This is a genomic window from Aeromicrobium sp. S22, assembly GCF_009661045.1.
GTDB lineage: Bacteria > Actinomycetota > Actinomycetes > Propionibacteriales > Nocardioidaceae > Aeromicrobium > Aeromicrobium yanjiei.
Map to the genome: position 1 here is coordinate 27,325 of NZ_WJWV01000004.1, position 13,700 is coordinate 41,024.

Below are 13,700 nucleotides of genomic sequence, written 5' to 3' on the forward strand. Positions count from 1 at the left end.
CTCAGCCCTCGCTCATCGAGATGAGGCGGTTCGCGAGATCGGCGGCGTCGGGATCGGTCACGGTCTGGACGATGTGGCCGTCAGCCATGACCACGACGGTGTCCGCCTGGGCGGCGACCGCGGGATCGTGCGTGACCATGACGATCGTCTGGCCCAGGTCCTCGGCGACCTCGCGGAACAGGTCGAGCACCCCTCGGGCCGTACGCAGGTCGAGTGCGCCGGTGGGCTCGTCCGCGAAGACCACCGCGGGCTCGGTCACCAGGGCGCGGGCGATGGCCGCCCGCTGCTGCTGGCCGCCCGACAGCTCGGCCGGGCGGTGGTCGAGCCGGCCGCCCAGACCGACCCGGTTGACCAGGGAGGTGACCCACGCCGGGTCCGCCCGGCGGCCGGCGAGCCGCAGCGGAAGGGTGATGTTGTCCGCGACCGACAGCGACGGCACCAGGTTGTAGCCCTGGAACACGAAGCCCACGAGATCGCGCCGCAGCTCGGTGCGGCGGGTCTCGTCGAGGGAGCGTGTGTCGTGGCCGCCGATCAGGACCGTGCCCGACGTGGGGACGTCGAGCGCCGCGGCGCAGTGCATCAGCGTCGACTTGCCGGATCCGGAGGGTCCCATGACCGCGAGGAAGGATCCGCGCTCGACGGTCAGCGACACGTCGTCCAGCGCCTGCACCCCGCCGTCGTACGTCTTGGAGACGTGGTCGAGCGTGATGACGGCCTCGCGGGTGGCGTCAGCGGTCACGGGGGTCAGCAGCGGGCTGCTCATCTGCGGTCCTTGGTCCAGACCGCGACCAGGCCGACGAGGGCGACCGCCGTGACGGCGCCGATCGCGACCTGGACCACCAGATCGGCCGAGGCTGCGGAGGCGATCACGTTGGCGACGACCGCCAGCACCAGGACGGACCACAGCAGCGTCCGGAGCAGATCGGATCCGCGCGAGGACGGGTCGTGCGAGGGGGAGGGTGAGTGCTCGGTCATGGCGAGCTCCTAGCGGTGGGGAATGGTGGTCTCCACGCTATGAACTCCGGGCGCCGCAGGACATCCTGCGGACTGCCCAGTCGGTGGTACAGCCTGCACCACCATCTGCACGAGCACCGCCTCGCGGCTCACCCCGCCGGGAGCCGTCCCGGTCCTGCGTCGAGGTAGTGCAGCACCGCCGCGACCCGGCGGTCCGCCCGGTCGTCCGGGGGCAGGTCGAGCTTGGCGAAGATGCTGCGCACGTGCTTGTGGATGGCCCCCTCGGTGACGACGAGGCGCTCGGCGATCGCGGTGTTGCCGAGCCCCTCGGCCATCAGCGCCAGCACCTCGTCCTCGCGCTCGGTGAGCCGGGCCAGCCGGGGGTCGTCGTGCTGGCGGCCCAGCAGCTGGGACACCACGTCGGGGTCGAGGGCGGTGCCTCCCGCGGCCACCCGGTGCAGCGCCTCGAGGAACTCCTCGACCCGTCCCACCCGCTCCTTGAGCAGGTAGCCGAGCCCCTCGACGCCGTGCGTCAGCAGATCGGTCGCAAAGGCCTGCTCGACGTACGCCGACAGCACCAGGATGGCCAGGTCAGGCTGCCGGCGCTTGGCCTCGACCGCGGCGACGATGCCCTCGCTGGTGTGGGTCGGGGGCATGCGGACGTCCACCACGGCGACGTCGGGTCGGTGCTCGTCCACGGCGCGCAGGAACTCCGCGGCGTCCCCGGCGGTCGCCACGACGTCGAGGGACTCGGCCCGGAGCAGGCTTGCGAGACCCTCGCGCAGCAGCGCATCGTCCTCCGCGATCACGATCCGCATGGCAACCTCGCGTGCAGGGTCGTCGGACCGCCGGGCGGGCTGCTGACCTCGAACGTCCCGTCGTGCGCCTCGATGCGCCTGCGGATGCCGCCGAGGCCCGAGCCGGTGCCCTCGGTCGCCCCGCCGTGCCCGTCGTCGGTGACCGTCACGTCCAGGTCGCCGGCGATGCTGCGGACCGTCACCGAGGCCCGCTCGGCGCCGCTGTGGCGGGAGATGTTCGTCAGCGCCTCCGCGACCATGAAGTAGGCGCTGGCCTCGACCGAGGCGGGGCACCGGGTCGCGCCGACGTCCACGGTCGTCGGCACGCTCGAGGTGGCCGCGAGTCCCGTGAGCGCGCCGTCCAGCCCGCGGTCGGACAGCACAGGCGGGAGGATGCCGCGGATCGTGGTGCGCAGCTCGCCGAGGGCCCGCTCGATCGCGGTCTGCGCCTGCTCGAGCAGATCGTCGGCCGCCGGCCGGTCGTCGCCGAGCTGGCGGCGGGCCGCGCCGATCAGGACGTTCGCCGCGACCAGGGGGTTCTGCGTGCCGTCGTGCAGACAGCGCTCGATGCGGCGCAGCTCGGTCGCATGCGCGTCGAGGGCCGCGGCGCGGGTCGCGGTCAGCTCGGCGATGCGCAGCGGGAGATCGGTGCCCGGAGGGGGCGGCAGCAGCGCCCGACCCGGGCGGGACTGGACGCGGGCGAGGGCGGGCGCGAGCAGGACCGTCAGCAGGCCCCAGCCGAGTGCCGACAGTGCGACCAGCAGGGCCTCGGGCCACGAGTCGACGACCCAGAACCACAGCGCGGCGCTGGCCTCGCCCTCGGGCGCCAGCCACCACCAGAGGGGGAACGTGAGGTCTCGCACCGTGAACAGCGGCAGGGCCACGCCGACGAAGCCGATCAGCAAGCCCCACGTGGCATGGACAGTGAGCCACGCGATGTCGCGCCGCACGGTCGGATCGGCGAGCGCTGCCCGGAGCCCCGACGGCAGCGCCGCGGGTCCCGGGACCGCCGTGCCCCACCGTGCGAGCCGGGTCCGCTCGCGGTCGGCGATCCAGCGCACCGCACGCAGCGCAGCCGGTGCGAGCAGGAGACCGACGCCGACGACCGACAGGAGCGCGACGAGCACGAGGAGCACCAGCACGCCGAGCGCGAGGAGGGAGGTGCCGAGGCCGCTGCCGAGCTCGGCGACGTACCGCAGGATCTCGCGGGATCGCCCGAGCCACGATCGGCGGTCCGACGTCGTCCCCATGCGCACCAATCTACCGGCGCCGGCTCGACCGAGGGGCCGATCTCACGACGGGAGCGGGGTGGACCGGCCCCATCCGCTGCCCTCGGTGATGTGGTCGAGGAGCGGCTGCAGCCGGTAGGGGACGGGGGTGCCGACCGAGAACGTCGAGGTCGTCTTGCGCACGCCCTCGATCTCCACGATCGACGCGGTGAGGGGCTGCAGCGCCTCGAGCGACGCGATGGCCACGTGCACGAGCAGGTCCTCGCGGCCGGCCTGGAGCTTGACCTCGATGACCTCCGGGAGCGCCCCGAGCCCCTGCACGACCTCGGCCATGCGCCGCTGGTCCAGCTCGAGGCTGATCAGTGCCTGGACCGGCATGCCCACCGCGCCGAGGTCGATGATGGGTCGGAACCCCCGGAGGATCCCGACGTCCTCGAGCCGCCGGATGCGCTGCTGGATCGTGTTGCGGCTGACCCCGAGGTCGGCCGCGAGCTCGGCGATCCCGACGCGGGCGTTGGCGGTGAGCCGCCCGAGGATCTCGGCGTCGAGCCGGTCGATGCTTGTCATGGTGGCACCCTTCATGTCGACCCGAGGACGATCTGCTTGGCAGTCTGCCACGTTGCGGCTCATCTTGTTGACCGTCATGATCAGCCTCGCGAGGATGGTCACATCAGGACGTCAGTGACACGGGGACAGGGTGGCAGGAATGGCGATGAACCAGCAGGTGCGACCGAGGCCGGCCGAGGCCGGTCCGCGCGCCTACGTCGTGACGGTGTCGGTGACCGCGAACGACCACGGGGCCGACCTGCTCACGATCGCGTCGGTCCTGCACCGCCGCGGCGTGCAGGTCGTCGAGGCCGATCTCGCGCGTCCCGTCGACGGGTGCCGGGTCTTCAGCGCGACGATCGTCACGGACCCCGCCCGAGCATGGACGGTCCTGCGGACGCTCGAGAACCGGGTCGACGTCCTCGGCGCCGATCTGTTCGAGGCACTCGACACCCGGGTGCGGCTCGCGTCCTGACCCCTGCCTGCGCAGGTCAGCTGGTCGGTCGTGCCTCCCCGGCCAGCAGCTCGGTGATCGTGCGGGCGCCCCGGCTCGTCAACATCGTCGTCCGGGCGCGGCCCGGCCCGCGTGCCTAGACTGAATGGATGAGTGCAGCCTCCGAGCGCACGACCATGCTCGTCACCGGCGCGGCCGGACCGGCGGGGCGGGCACTGGGCGTCCAGGTGCTGGAGCAGGCCGACAGGGGTGCGGGCCCGCGCCTGGTGGGCGTAGACCTCGCGCCGACCGACGTCCCGGGGTACGACACGGTCCTGCCGGTGGTGGGCGCGCTCGACCCGGCGTACGACCAGGACATGCGCGACCTGGTGGCGCGGCTGCGTCCCGACCTCGTCGTCCCCACCGTCGCCGAGGAGCTGCCCCGGCTCGCGGTCCTCGGCCTGGCGACGGGGATGGGCGCGGCGCTGGTGCTCTCGGCGCCGGGCCCGGTCGCCGTCGCCGCCGACAAGCTCCTCACCATGTGGGCGCTGGCCGAGCGCGGCGTCGCGGTGCCGCCGCACGCCACGGTGGCGGAGGTGGGCTCGGCGGCCGACGCCGTGTCCTGGGGCGGCGGGCTCGTCGTGGTGAAGCCGCGGGTGAGCCGCGGTGGTCGCGGCGTGCACGTCGTCGAGGACGGGGGCGACCCGGTGTGGGACTCGCTCGACGCGACGTGGCTGGTCCAGGGCTACGCGCCGGGCGTCGAGTACAGCCCCCAGGTCTACCGCTCGCCGCACACCGGCAGGTGCCGGGTCGTGGTGCTGCGCAAGACCGAGCTCAAGCAGGGCCGGGTGGGCAACGCCGCGGCGGTCGAGCGCCTGCCCGACGGCGCCGAGCCCGACGTGGCCGCGCTGGCCCTGCGCACGGTGGAGGCGCTGGACCTGGTGGGTCCGGTCGACATGGACGTGCGGAGGGCGGGCGACGGGACCCCCGTGGTGCTCGAGGTCAACAGCAGGTTCGGCGCGCTGTCCGCCCACGCCCCCGAGGTCCTCGAGGACGTGCTCGTCGAGTGGTCGGGCTGATCCCGTGACCGCCTTCGTGGCGGCGCTGGTCCTCGTGCTGCTCGTGCCGCTCGCCGCCGCCGGGATCGTACGTTTCGGGATGGTGCCGTTCGCCCTCGTCTTCGAGGTCCGCGCCCGGCGCAGCGGCCCCGGGCCGGCCGGCTACGGCCCGATGTTCACCGAGGCGCCGCGACTGAGCGTGGTGGTGCCGGCCTTCGAGGAGGCGCGCGTCATCGACCAGTGCGTACGCTCCATCGCCCGCAGCGACTATCCCCACCTGGAGATCGTGTGCGTCGACGACGGCTCCACCGACGACACCTTCGCGCGGATGCAGCAGCTGGCCGCCGACCACCCGGGCGTCGTGCGGGCGCTGCGGCAGGCCAACGCAGGCAAGGGCGCTGCCCTCAACACCGGGATCGCTGCGGCCGCCGGTGAGGTCCTCGTGCTCGTCGACGCCGACGGTGTCTTCCGCCCCGACACCCTGACGATGCTGGTGCGCGGCTTTCGCAGCCCGCGCATCGGCGCGGTGTGCGGCAACGACAGGCCGGTGAACCTCGACCGGACGCTCACCCGCCTCCTCTCCGTCATCAGCCACGTCGGCACCGGGCTGATGCGTCGCGGCCTCGACGTGCTCGGCTGTCTGCCGGTCGTGTCCGGCAACATCGGCGCCTATCGTCGCGACGTGCTCGACCGGGTGGGGCCGCTGCGCACGGACACGCTGGGGGAGGACCTGGAGCTGACCTGGCGGGTCCACCGGGCGGGCTTCCAGGTGGCGTTCGCGCCGCAGGCCCTGGTGTACGCCGAGTCGCCCTCCACCCTGCGAGGTCTGTGGCGGCAGCGGGTGCGCTGGGCGCGGGGGTTGCTGCAGGCCACCGAGATGCACTGGCCGATGGTGGGCAACCCCCGCTATGGCGCCTTCGGCGTCTACCTGCTCTTCAACATGGTCACGCAGGTCATCGCGCCCTTCCTGCAGCTGTCGGCGGCGGTGGGCGTGGGCTGGCTCATCGCCGTGGACGGCACCGACTGGCTGCCACGGACGTGGTGGGCGTGGGTGCTGCTGCTGGGGGTGCCGGCGTCGCTGGCGCTGCTGGCGCTCGCGCTGGCGCTCGACCGGGCCGTCGACGACCTGCGCCACCTCTGGACGGTCCCGCTGTGGCCGTTGTACTCGACCATGATGACCTTCGTCGTGCTGGACGCCGTGAGGCTCGAGCTCGGGAACGCGGAGAACCGATGGAACAAACTGGAGCGGACCGGAACGGTCTCGGTGCGGGGACTGAGCGACGACGATGGCCGTGGCTCCTGATCGTCGTGGGCATCGTGACGACCTCGTTGGTCGCCGCCCTGGCGATCTCGCGGCCGTGGGAGTCTGGCGGCACCACCTCGGCTTCGGGTGAGGACGCCGCGGTGGTGCCCCCGATGCGCCCCTCCCAGCTCCCCGACGAGACCCGGTCGGTCAGCGTCGACTTCGCGACCGTCGTCGACCCGGACACCGACTGGTCGCAGGTCGCTGTCCGGCTCGACGAGGCGGGCGCGAACGCGGTCGAGCTCAACGCCGGGCGGATCGAGTTCACCGCCTTCGACTGGGAGGCCCACCCCGCGGCGGCCGCAGAGCCCGGCACCGACCACCTGGCCCGGGCGGCCCGGGCCCTCCACCGGGCGGCGGACGGGTCGAACCGCCAGGTCGGCCTGGTCGTCGACACCATGGCACCGAGCTGGCTGGCGGACCACCCGAGCGCCGCCGGGGTCTCCGTCGACGGACGGCGGTCGGTCTACCAGGCCTCGGCCAGCCAGCTCGTCGACGGCGAGGTCGGCCGACGCCTGGTCGACTACGTCGGCGCGCTGTGCGAGCGCTACGACCCCGCCCAGATCTCGATCACCGAGCTCTTCCTCAGCGATTACACGTTCGGCAGCGACGACCGGCGACTCTTCGAGCGGATGACCGGCCGCAGCGGCTGGCCGCGCACCAGCGACGGGTCGATCAACGAGGACGCGTCCAGCATCAAGGCGTGGCGCGCGGCAGTGATCGCCGACCTGCTCGAGCGGATGCGGAAGCGGATGGACGCCACCCGGGACGGTGCGGGGTCGCGGATCGGCCTCGCGATGGACGTACGGATCGACTGGAAGCACCCGGCCCGCGGCAACCTGCTCAGCGGCCACAACTACGCCGTCCTGCTCGGCCAGGTCGAGCGCCTGATCCTGTGGGCCTATCTCTACCGCACCCGCCGCCCGAAGGACCTCGACCGGGTGCTCGACCGGCTGGAGCAGGCCGGGCTCGACATGTCGCGGCTGACGGTGTCGGTCGGGCTCTGGGAGCGACCGCCCGGCACGCGGGTCGGGCCGATCGGCACGTCGCGGTTCCTCGCCGCGCTGCGGGCCGCGGAGAGCCATGGGATCACCTCGGTCAACGTGACGCCGCTGTCGCTGATGTCGGATCCCTACTGGAAGGCGCTCGCCTCGGTGTGGAACCCCGACGGCACCTAGCCCTGGTGGTCGCCGGGGGCTGCCGCGTCGGGCAGCCGGACGACGACCTCCGTGCCGCGTCCGGGCTCGCTGTCGATCGTGAGCGTGCCGCGGTGCTCCGACACGAGCGCCTGGACGAGCGTGAGGCCGAGCCCGACGCCCGCGATCCGGCGACGGCGGCTCTCGCGCGAGCGGTAGAAGGGCTCGGTGATGCGGCGCAGCTCGTCGGGTTCGATCCCGGTGCCGTCGTCGGCGACCCGGATCCGTGCGCCGCGGCCGCCGTCGGGCGCGGGCTCGGCCACCACCTCGACCCGGACCTGCCCGCCGGCGTGGCTGAACTTGACGGCGTTCGTGAGGAGGTTGTCGACGACCTGGCCGAGCCGCTGCGGGTCCGAGACGAGCGGCACGCTGTCGTCGCCCGACAGCTCCAGCGTCACGGCGGCGGCGTCCGCGATCGGCCGGACGCTGGCGAGCGCCGCCCGCACGACCTCGACGGCGTCGACCTCCTCGTGGGCCATCCGCTCGCCGGCGGCCAGGCGGGCGCTGAGGAGCAGGTCGTCGACGAGGCCGCGGAGGCGGCGGGTGTTGCGGGCCAGCACCTCGACGTACTCGCGCTGCTCCGCCGTGAGCCCGGCGGGATCGAGCCGCAGCAGGTCGACGTAGCCGAGGATCGAGACCAACGGCGTGCGCAGCTCGTGGGTGACCAGTCCGATGAACTGCTCCTGCCGCTCCTCCTCCTCCTCGCGTGCGGTCACGTCGGTCGCGACGACGAGGTAGCCCTCCGGCTCCGGCGAGGCCGGGCCCGGCCCCGACGCAGGCTCCGCCGCATCGCCCGGTCGGGGCGTCACGACGTACTCCACGACGCGCGCGGATCCGCCGATCGACCGTCGCCACTGCGAGACGTGGGAGCCGCCGTCGGCCGCCGCCCCGACGAGCCCGGCCAGTGATGCGCCGTCCTCGCCCATCAGCCGGGTCAGCTCGGTGCCCACCAGGCGGTCGGCGGGAGCCTCGAAGAGCCGCTCGGCACCACTGCTCGCCGCCACCAGGCGGCCGGTCGCGTCGGTCGCCATGATCGCCTGCTCGGACGCGGCGGACATGATGCTGCGCATCAGGTCCTCGGCCGCCGCCAGGCTGCGCTCGTGCCGGCGGACGATGGAGATCATCGCGTGGCTGTGGACCATCAGGGCGCAGATCATCAGCGCGGTGACGGCGCCGTGCAGCACGGGGTAGAACCGGTCGTCGGTGAGGAACACCGGGGCGAAGCAGGCGAGGGTGACGGCGAGGATTCCCGCGAGGAGCGAAAGGAGGCCGGGGACCAGCGCGAGAGCGATGCCGGGGATGAAGAGCAGCACGGCGACCGAGCCGCTTCGGTCCCCGCTGCCGAGGTCGAGCAGGGACACGGCGAGGATCTGGCCGAGGGGGAGCAGCAGCATCCACTCGCCCGGCCAGCGCGCAGGCCGCGCCAGGCTCGCCAGCGCCTGGACCGTGAGGCTCACCGCGACCGCGGCGACGACGAGCGGGCCGCGAGTGGGCAAGGGGATATTGGAGACGATCAGGGCCACCAGGACGACCAGCAGGGTGAACGGCAGGTGGCGCCAGCCCGACGCGTCCGGCGTCGGCCAAGCGTCAGCGACCCGGCGGGTCAGCTCGCGCACCCGCGTGCCGCCCACCGTGGGCATCAGCCGACGCCACCATGGGCGGTGTCGGACGCGGAGTCGTCCACGGCGTGCGTCGCCCGCACGGTGGTCGTGGCGCGCACCGTCTGGGTCACCCGGACGGTCTCGAGCGGTTCCGCCGACAGCGCTCTGCTGAAGCGGGCCCAGTAGCGCGCGGTCGCGCGGACCACGTCGGGCTGGATGTAGTCGCGATGCCTCTGGGAGACGAAGGCGGCGAGCATCTCGAGCTTGGCGTCGATGAAACCGTCGACGGTGACGAAGCGGTTGGGTCGGAAGTCGACGGTGGACGACGGGCTCTGGAAGCACCACAGGTCGGCCACCGACCGCGCGCCGACCTCCACGGCGTCGTGCACGGCGCGGTGGTCCTGGTGGCGGTCGTGGATGCCGTGGGTGTAGATGCGGTCGGGGTCGACCTCCGCGACGGCCTGCTCGACGGCCCCGATCAGGCCGTCCGCGGGTGACATCCGGGTGTCGGCGAAGTCCAGGTGGATCAGCCGGGCACCGATCACGGCGGCCGCGTGCATCGCCTCCTGGTGGCGGACGTCGGTGCTCCCGCCGACCGCGCCGCCGGACAGGATGAGCGTGGTGAGCTCGTCGCCCGCCGCCGCGTGGGCCGCGAGGGTCGCACCCACCCCGAGCTCGACGTCGTCGGGGTGGGCACCGATCGCCAGCACCCGCAGCCGGGACGGGGCCTGGCGGCTGCGGGCCAGCTGCGCCAGGTCGCGGACACGCCTGACCAGGTCCTCGGCCCCGATCGGCTTGGCGACGAAGTCATCTGCGTCCTCGCGGAGCGCCTCGACAGCGTGGTCGAAGGTCGGATAGGCGGTGAGGATCAGGATCGCGACGCTCGGGTTGATCGCGCGGAGCTCCGGCAGCGCCTGCAACCCCGAGCGGCCCGGGAGCCGGATGTCGGCCACGAGCACGTCGTAGCCGTGCCGCCGCATCGCCGCGACGGCCTCGTCGGCGGTGCCCGCCAGGTCGACCTCCATCCCGCCGAGTCGCTGGAGGCTGGCGCGCATGAAGTTGGCCGCGTCGCGGTCGTCCTCGAGCACGAGCACCCGGATCGCTGCCTCGGCCATGGTTCCCCCTCACGGACGACCTGGTTCCACCTTACGCCGAGTCCAGAGGCATCCGAGGCGACGACGTAGCGGCAGCGCGCGCCGCGCGACCTAGGCTTGGTCGAGGGTGGGGTAGTCGGTGTAGCCCTCGGCGCCGCCGCCGTAGAACGTGTCGGGGTTCGGCTCGTTGAGCTCCGCACCGGTGCGCCAACGGGTCACCAGGTCGGGGTTCGCGAGGAACGGCCGCCCGACCGCGACGAGGTCGGCGAGTCCGCCGCCGACGATCTGCTTGACCTGCTCGAGGTCGGTGACCTCGGCGAAGCCCGTGTTGGCGATGAACGTCCCACCGAAGCGGCTGCGCAGGTCCTGCGTGAGCTCGGCGGTCGGGTCGGCGAGCACGCTGAGGTACGCCAGACCCGTGGGCGCGAGCCCGTCGACCAGGTGGGTGTACGTCGCACGGACGTCGGCCGGGTCCTCCTCGACGGCGCCCTGGATGTTGTGGGCGGGGGAGATGCGGATGCCCACCCGGTCGGCGCCGATCGCGTCGGCGACGGCAGCGGTGACCTCGAGCGTCAGGCGGGCGCGGTTGACGGGGGACCCGCCGTACTGGTCGGTGCGCTCGTTCGAGGACGGCGCGAGGAACTGGTGCAGCAGGTAGCCGTTGGCGGAGTGGATCTCGACGCCGTCGAGCCCGGCCTCGATCGCGCAGCGGGCCGCGTGGACGAACTCCTCCACGATGCCCGGGATCTCGTCGGTCCCCAGCGCGCGGGGGACCACGTGGTCGACCGATCCGTGCGCGGTGACCATCGAGCCGGGGGCGGGGATCGCGCTCGGCGCGACGGTCTCGCGGCCCGCCTTGTTGTCGGGGTGGGCGATGCGCCCCACGTGCATGAGCTGCACGACGATGCGACCGCCGCGCTCGTGGACCGCGTCGGCGACCGCGCGCCAGCCCTCGACCTGCTCGGGGGTGTGGATGCCGGGCGTGTCGAGATAGCCCTGGCCGACCGCGCTCGGCTGCGTGCCCTCGCTGATGATCAGGCCGGCGCCCGCGCGCTGGGCGTAGTAGGTCACCGCGATGTCACGCGGAACCTGGTGCTGGCCCGCGCGGTTGCGGGTGAGCGGCGCCATCACGAAGCGCTGCGGAAGGTCCCAGGTGCCGACCTTGATGGGCTCGAAGACGTCAGTCATGCGTGTTCCTCACAGTTGCGAAGGACGCCGCCGATGGACGCGCGCCTCTACGGGTCAACGCCGGGCACAGGGGCGCATTCCGCCTGCGGTCTGTGGGAAACCAGACACGATCTCAGGATGCGAGGGCACCCCGTCCGTGTCAGGAGCCGTAGCCCTCGCGATAGGTGGGACACGTGGGGACCCAGCCGGTCGCCCGGAGGCGGGCGTTGGACAGCCGCCGGCCGTGAGCCTGCGCCGGATCGGTCACCGGTGGTGCGGGGACGTCCAGGCCGCGGGCGAGGTGGGCGGCCACGTCGCCCAGCAGGGCCGGCTCGTCGTCGGTGCCGAGGTAGAGCGGGCCGGGCGTCTCGTCGAGCGTGAGCAGGTGCACCGCGGCAGCGGCCGCGTCGTCGCGGTGGATGCGGTTGGTCCAGCGGTTCGGATCGGTGACCTCGCCTGCCCGTACCTGTTGGAGGAGCCGTGGCTCGCCGTGGCCGTAGAGGCCCGAGAGCCGCAGGACGGTGCCGCCCGGCACCCGTCGGGCGAAGAGCCGCTCGGCCTCGAGCAGCATCTCGGCCGGACCGTCCGACGGCAGCGGTGTCGTGGTCTCGTCGAGCGGCTCCGCGGACGTCGCGTCGCCGTAGACCCCCGTGGAGGAGATCAGCACGGCCCGCCGGGGCACCTGACCGGCGGCGTCGATCGCGTCGAGGGCGCGCCCCATCCCGTCGACGTACGTCGCGCGGTAGGCCTCCTCGGTGCGCGGGCGTGCCGTCAACGTCACCACCAGGAGGTCCAGCGCGAGCGGTGGCAGGTGGGGGACCTCGCGGGTCAGATCGGCGGCGACCCCGTGAAGGGGAGGGGGGACCAGCTCGGCACGTCGCCGGATCGCGACCACGTCGTGCCCGCGCGCAGCGAGCCGAAGGCCGATGTCGGCGCCCAGGTCGCCGCAGCCGACCAGCAGGACGTCAGGGAGGTTGTCCCCGGCCATCAGAACGGGGGCCAGGGGATCGCCGGCATCTCGCCTCGCGGCGACGGGAAGCGCCGGGTGCGCAGCAGGCGCTCGCAGCGACCGATGAGGGACGCGACCTCGAAGGGCTGGACCAGCGGCGCGAGAGCCGAGGCCAGGTCTCCGTCGAGGGCCTGACGTACGCGCTCGACCCCGTCGAGCTCGTACGCGGAGAGCTCCTCGTCGATCCACCCCCAGAGGACGGTGCGCAGCTTGTTCTCGGCGTGGAAGGTCAGTCCGTGGTCGATCCCGTACCGGTGGCCGTCGGGCATCGCCAGGACGTGTCCGCCCTTGCGGTCGGCGTTGTTGACGACGATGTCGAACACCGCCATGCGGCGAAGGCCGGGGGAGTCCTCGTGGATCAGGGACACCGGGCGGTCGTGGCCGTCGTAGCCGTCGAACACGTGGCGCCAACCCTGCTCCGGCACCTGGTCGCTCGGCACCAGGTCCACCGCGGCCTGATCGGGGTCGACGTCCTGCCAGAGCTGGACCATCCCGCGGCCGAGGGGTCCCTCGCGCAGCCACGTACGCGGCACGATGTCCCAGCCCAGCACCTCCGAGACGAGGTAGGCCGCGAGCTCGCGGTGGGCCAGGCAGCCGTCGGGGAAGTCCCAGAGCGGTCGTTCGCCCGAGACCGGCTTGTAGACGACGGCGAGGTCGCCGATCTGGCCGACGAACGTCGCATTGGACGCCGGCATGACGCGGCCCGTGATCTCCAGGTCGCCGTCGAGGTCGAGGCCGGTCGTCACCGGAACCCTTCGGGCAGCTCGCAGACGTGCTCCTCGGAGTCCATCGGCAGGCTGCAGAGCGGGCAGATCGGGCGACCCGCGCCGACGACCTCGCGCGTCCGCTTGGAGAACGCGCGGGCGCTGCCCACGGGGATGCGGACGACCAGCACCTCCTCGGGCTCCACCTCGGCCAGGTCGATGGTCTCGAGCTCCTCGGCGTCGACGACGAGGATCGGGAACGCCTCGATCACGATCTGGGCGGTGGTCGGGTCCCAGCCGAGGCTCATGGCGCCCGCCCGGAACTCCTCCTCGACGGGCTGCTCGAGCGGGTCGTTGTCGACGAGGGCGGCGGGGGTCAGCGCCGGGACGCTGAACGGATTGCCGTCCTCGGCCATCAGCCCGTCGAGGACCTCCTCGATCTTCTCGGCGAGGGCAGCGGCCTGCTCCTTCTCGATGCCGACGCTGACGACCCGCTTGCCCGCGCGGGCCTGGAGGAAGAACGTCCGGGCGCCGGGTTCGCCGACGGTGCCGACGACGAAACGGTCCGGCCAGTCGAATCCGTGGACGAGGGGTGGCATGCGGTCCATG

General features: G+C 73.0%; 15 protein-coding genes. 4 read left to right on the forward strand and 11 right to left on the reverse strand.

Going from position 1 to position 13,700, the window contains the following annotated elements; all coding sequences use genetic code 11:
• Position 1 precedes the first annotated feature (1 nt).
• The 5 genes from GEV27_RS16180 to GEV27_RS16200 all read right to left on the reverse strand — a co-directional run bounded on the left by GEV27_RS16180 (position 2) and on the right by GEV27_RS16200 (position 3,547).
• On the reverse strand, positions 2–763 hold the full coding sequence (locus GEV27_RS16180) for an ABC transporter ATP-binding protein (RefSeq protein ID WP_153651903.1): 762 nt from the start codon (positions 761–763) through the stop codon (positions 2–4).
• A complete protein-coding gene (locus GEV27_RS16185; protein ID WP_153911780.1) occupies positions 760–975 on the reverse strand; it encodes a hypothetical protein in 216 nt (71 codons plus the stop codon). Before GEV27_RS16185 ends, GEV27_RS16180 begins: the two co-directional genes overlap by 4 nt.
• Before the next feature lie 128 nt (positions 976–1,103).
• Positions 1,104–1,772 carry a response regulator transcription factor gene (locus GEV27_RS16190; RefSeq protein WP_153911779.1) on the reverse strand — a complete coding sequence of 223 codons (669 nt, stop codon included), beginning with the start codon at positions 1,770–1,772 and terminating at the stop codon, positions 1,104–1,106.
• On the reverse strand, positions 1,760–3,001 hold the full coding sequence (locus tag GEV27_RS16195; protein WP_153935090.1) for a sensor domain-containing protein: 1,242 nt from the start codon (positions 2,999–3,001) through the stop codon (positions 1,760–1,762). The genes GEV27_RS16190 and GEV27_RS16195 overlap by 13 nt, the downstream gene beginning before the upstream one ends.
• Before the next feature lie 42 nt (positions 3,002–3,043).
• Entirely contained in the window at positions 3,044–3,547 is a 504-nt protein-coding gene (locus tag GEV27_RS16200) for an Lrp/AsnC family transcriptional regulator (protein WP_153651907.1), read from the reverse strand.
• A 145-nt stretch (positions 3,548–3,692) separates the two neighbouring features.
• Between GEV27_RS16200 and GEV27_RS16205 the strand changes: the two genes are divergently transcribed.
• From GEV27_RS16205 to GEV27_RS16220, 4 genes are all read left to right on the forward strand, one after another.
• Positions 3,693–4,001: a hypothetical protein gene (locus GEV27_RS16205; RefSeq protein ID WP_153911777.1), complete on the forward strand. Its 309-nt coding sequence runs from the start codon at positions 3,693–3,695 to the stop codon at positions 3,999–4,001.
• A gap of 128 nt (positions 4,002–4,129) precedes the next feature.
• On the forward strand, positions 4,130–5,038 hold the full coding sequence (locus GEV27_RS16210) for an ATP-grasp domain-containing protein (RefSeq protein WP_153935091.1): 909 nt from the start codon (positions 4,130–4,132) through the stop codon (positions 5,036–5,038).
• A 4-nt stretch (positions 5,039–5,042) separates the two neighbouring features.
• On the forward strand, positions 5,043–6,320 hold the full coding sequence (locus tag GEV27_RS16215; protein WP_309222324.1) for a glycosyltransferase family 2 protein: 1,278 nt from the start codon (positions 5,043–5,045) through the stop codon (positions 6,318–6,320).
• 14 nt (positions 6,321–6,334) lie between these two features.
• On the forward strand, positions 6,335–7,498 hold the full coding sequence (locus tag GEV27_RS16220) for a hypothetical protein (protein WP_228765363.1): 1,164 nt from the start codon (positions 6,335–6,337) through the stop codon (positions 7,496–7,498).
• On the opposite strand, the gene GEV27_RS16225 is transcribed toward GEV27_RS16220, so the two are convergent.
• The 6 genes from GEV27_RS16225 to GEV27_RS16250 form a co-directional block, all read right to left on the reverse strand.
• Positions 7,495–9,156 (reverse strand): cell wall metabolism sensor histidine kinase WalK, encoded by a 1,662-nt coding sequence (locus GEV27_RS16225; protein WP_153935092.1) that lies wholly within the window; start codon positions 9,154–9,156, stop codon positions 7,495–7,497. The genes GEV27_RS16220 and GEV27_RS16225 overlap by 4 nt on opposite strands.
• On the reverse strand, positions 9,156–10,232 hold the full coding sequence (locus GEV27_RS16230; RefSeq protein WP_153911774.1) for a response regulator: 1,077 nt from the start codon (positions 10,230–10,232) through the stop codon (positions 9,156–9,158). The genes GEV27_RS16225 and GEV27_RS16230 overlap by 1 nt, the downstream gene beginning before the upstream one ends.
• A 90-nt stretch (positions 10,233–10,322) precedes the next feature.
• Positions 10,323–11,399 carry an alkene reductase gene (locus GEV27_RS16235; protein WP_153935093.1) on the reverse strand — a complete coding sequence of 359 codons (1,077 nt, stop codon included), beginning with the start codon at positions 11,397–11,399 and terminating at the stop codon, positions 10,323–10,325.
• A 139-nt stretch (positions 11,400–11,538) separates the two neighbouring features.
• The gene (locus GEV27_RS16240; protein ID WP_153911772.1) at positions 11,539–12,366 is read right to left on the reverse strand and encodes an NAD-dependent epimerase/dehydratase family protein; all 828 of its coding nucleotides are present in this window, start codon (positions 12,364–12,366) and stop codon (positions 11,539–11,541) included.
• Positions 12,366–13,133: an SCO1664 family protein gene (locus GEV27_RS16245; protein ID WP_309222325.1), complete on the reverse strand. Its 768-nt coding sequence runs from the start codon at positions 13,131–13,133 to the stop codon at positions 12,366–12,368. The genes GEV27_RS16240 and GEV27_RS16245 overlap by 1 nt, the downstream gene beginning before the upstream one ends.
• Positions 13,130–13,690 carry a DUF3090 domain-containing protein gene (locus GEV27_RS16250; protein ID WP_153651914.1) on the reverse strand — a complete coding sequence of 187 codons (561 nt, stop codon included), beginning with the start codon at positions 13,688–13,690 and terminating at the stop codon, positions 13,130–13,132. Before GEV27_RS16250 ends, GEV27_RS16245 begins: the two co-directional genes overlap by 4 nt.
• Positions 13,691–13,700 lie beyond the last annotated feature (10 nt).

Excerpts from the sequence above, each read along its gene's own strand:
- GEV27_RS16180 (WP_153651903.1), bottom strand. The coding sequence starts at position 763 with ATGAGCAGCCCGCTGCTGACCCCCGTGACCGCTGACGCCACCCGCGAG.
- GEV27_RS16185 (WP_153911780.1), bottom strand. The coding sequence starts at position 975 with ATGACCGAGCACTCACCCTCCCCCTCGCACGACCCGTCCTCGCGCGGA.
- GEV27_RS16190 (WP_153911779.1), bottom strand. The coding sequence starts at position 1,772 with ATGCGGATCGTGATCGCGGAGGACGATGCGCTGCTGCGCGAGGGTCTC.
- GEV27_RS16195 (WP_153935090.1), bottom strand. The coding sequence starts at position 3,001 with ATGGGGACGACGTCGGACCGCCGATCGTGGCTCGGGCGATCCCGCGAG.
- GEV27_RS16200 (WP_153651907.1), bottom strand. The coding sequence starts at position 3,547 with ATGACAAGCATCGACCGGCTCGACGCCGAGATCCTCGGGCGGCTCACC.
- GEV27_RS16205 (WP_153911777.1), top strand. The coding sequence starts at position 3,693 with ATGAACCAGCAGGTGCGACCGAGGCCGGCCGAGGCCGGTCCGCGCGCC.
- GEV27_RS16210 (WP_153935091.1), top strand. The coding sequence starts at position 4,130 with ATGAGTGCAGCCTCCGAGCGCACGACCATGCTCGTCACCGGCGCGGCC.
- GEV27_RS16225 (WP_153935092.1), bottom strand. The coding sequence starts at position 9,156 with ATGCCCACGGTGGGCGGCACGCGGGTGCGCGAGCTGACCCGCCGGGTC.
- GEV27_RS16230 (WP_153911774.1), bottom strand. The coding sequence starts at position 10,232 with ATGGCCGAGGCAGCGATCCGGGTGCTCGTGCTCGAGGACGACCGCGAC.
- GEV27_RS16235 (WP_153935093.1), bottom strand. The coding sequence starts at position 11,399 with ATGACTGACGTCTTCGAGCCCATCAAGGTCGGCACCTGGGACCTTCCG.
- GEV27_RS16240 (WP_153911772.1), bottom strand. The coding sequence starts at position 12,366 with ATGGCCGGGGACAACCTCCCTGACGTCCTGCTGGTCGGCTGCGGCGAC.
- GEV27_RS16250 (WP_153651914.1), bottom strand. The coding sequence starts at position 13,690 with ATGCCACCCCTCGTCCACGGATTCGACTGGCCGGACCGTTTCGTCGTC.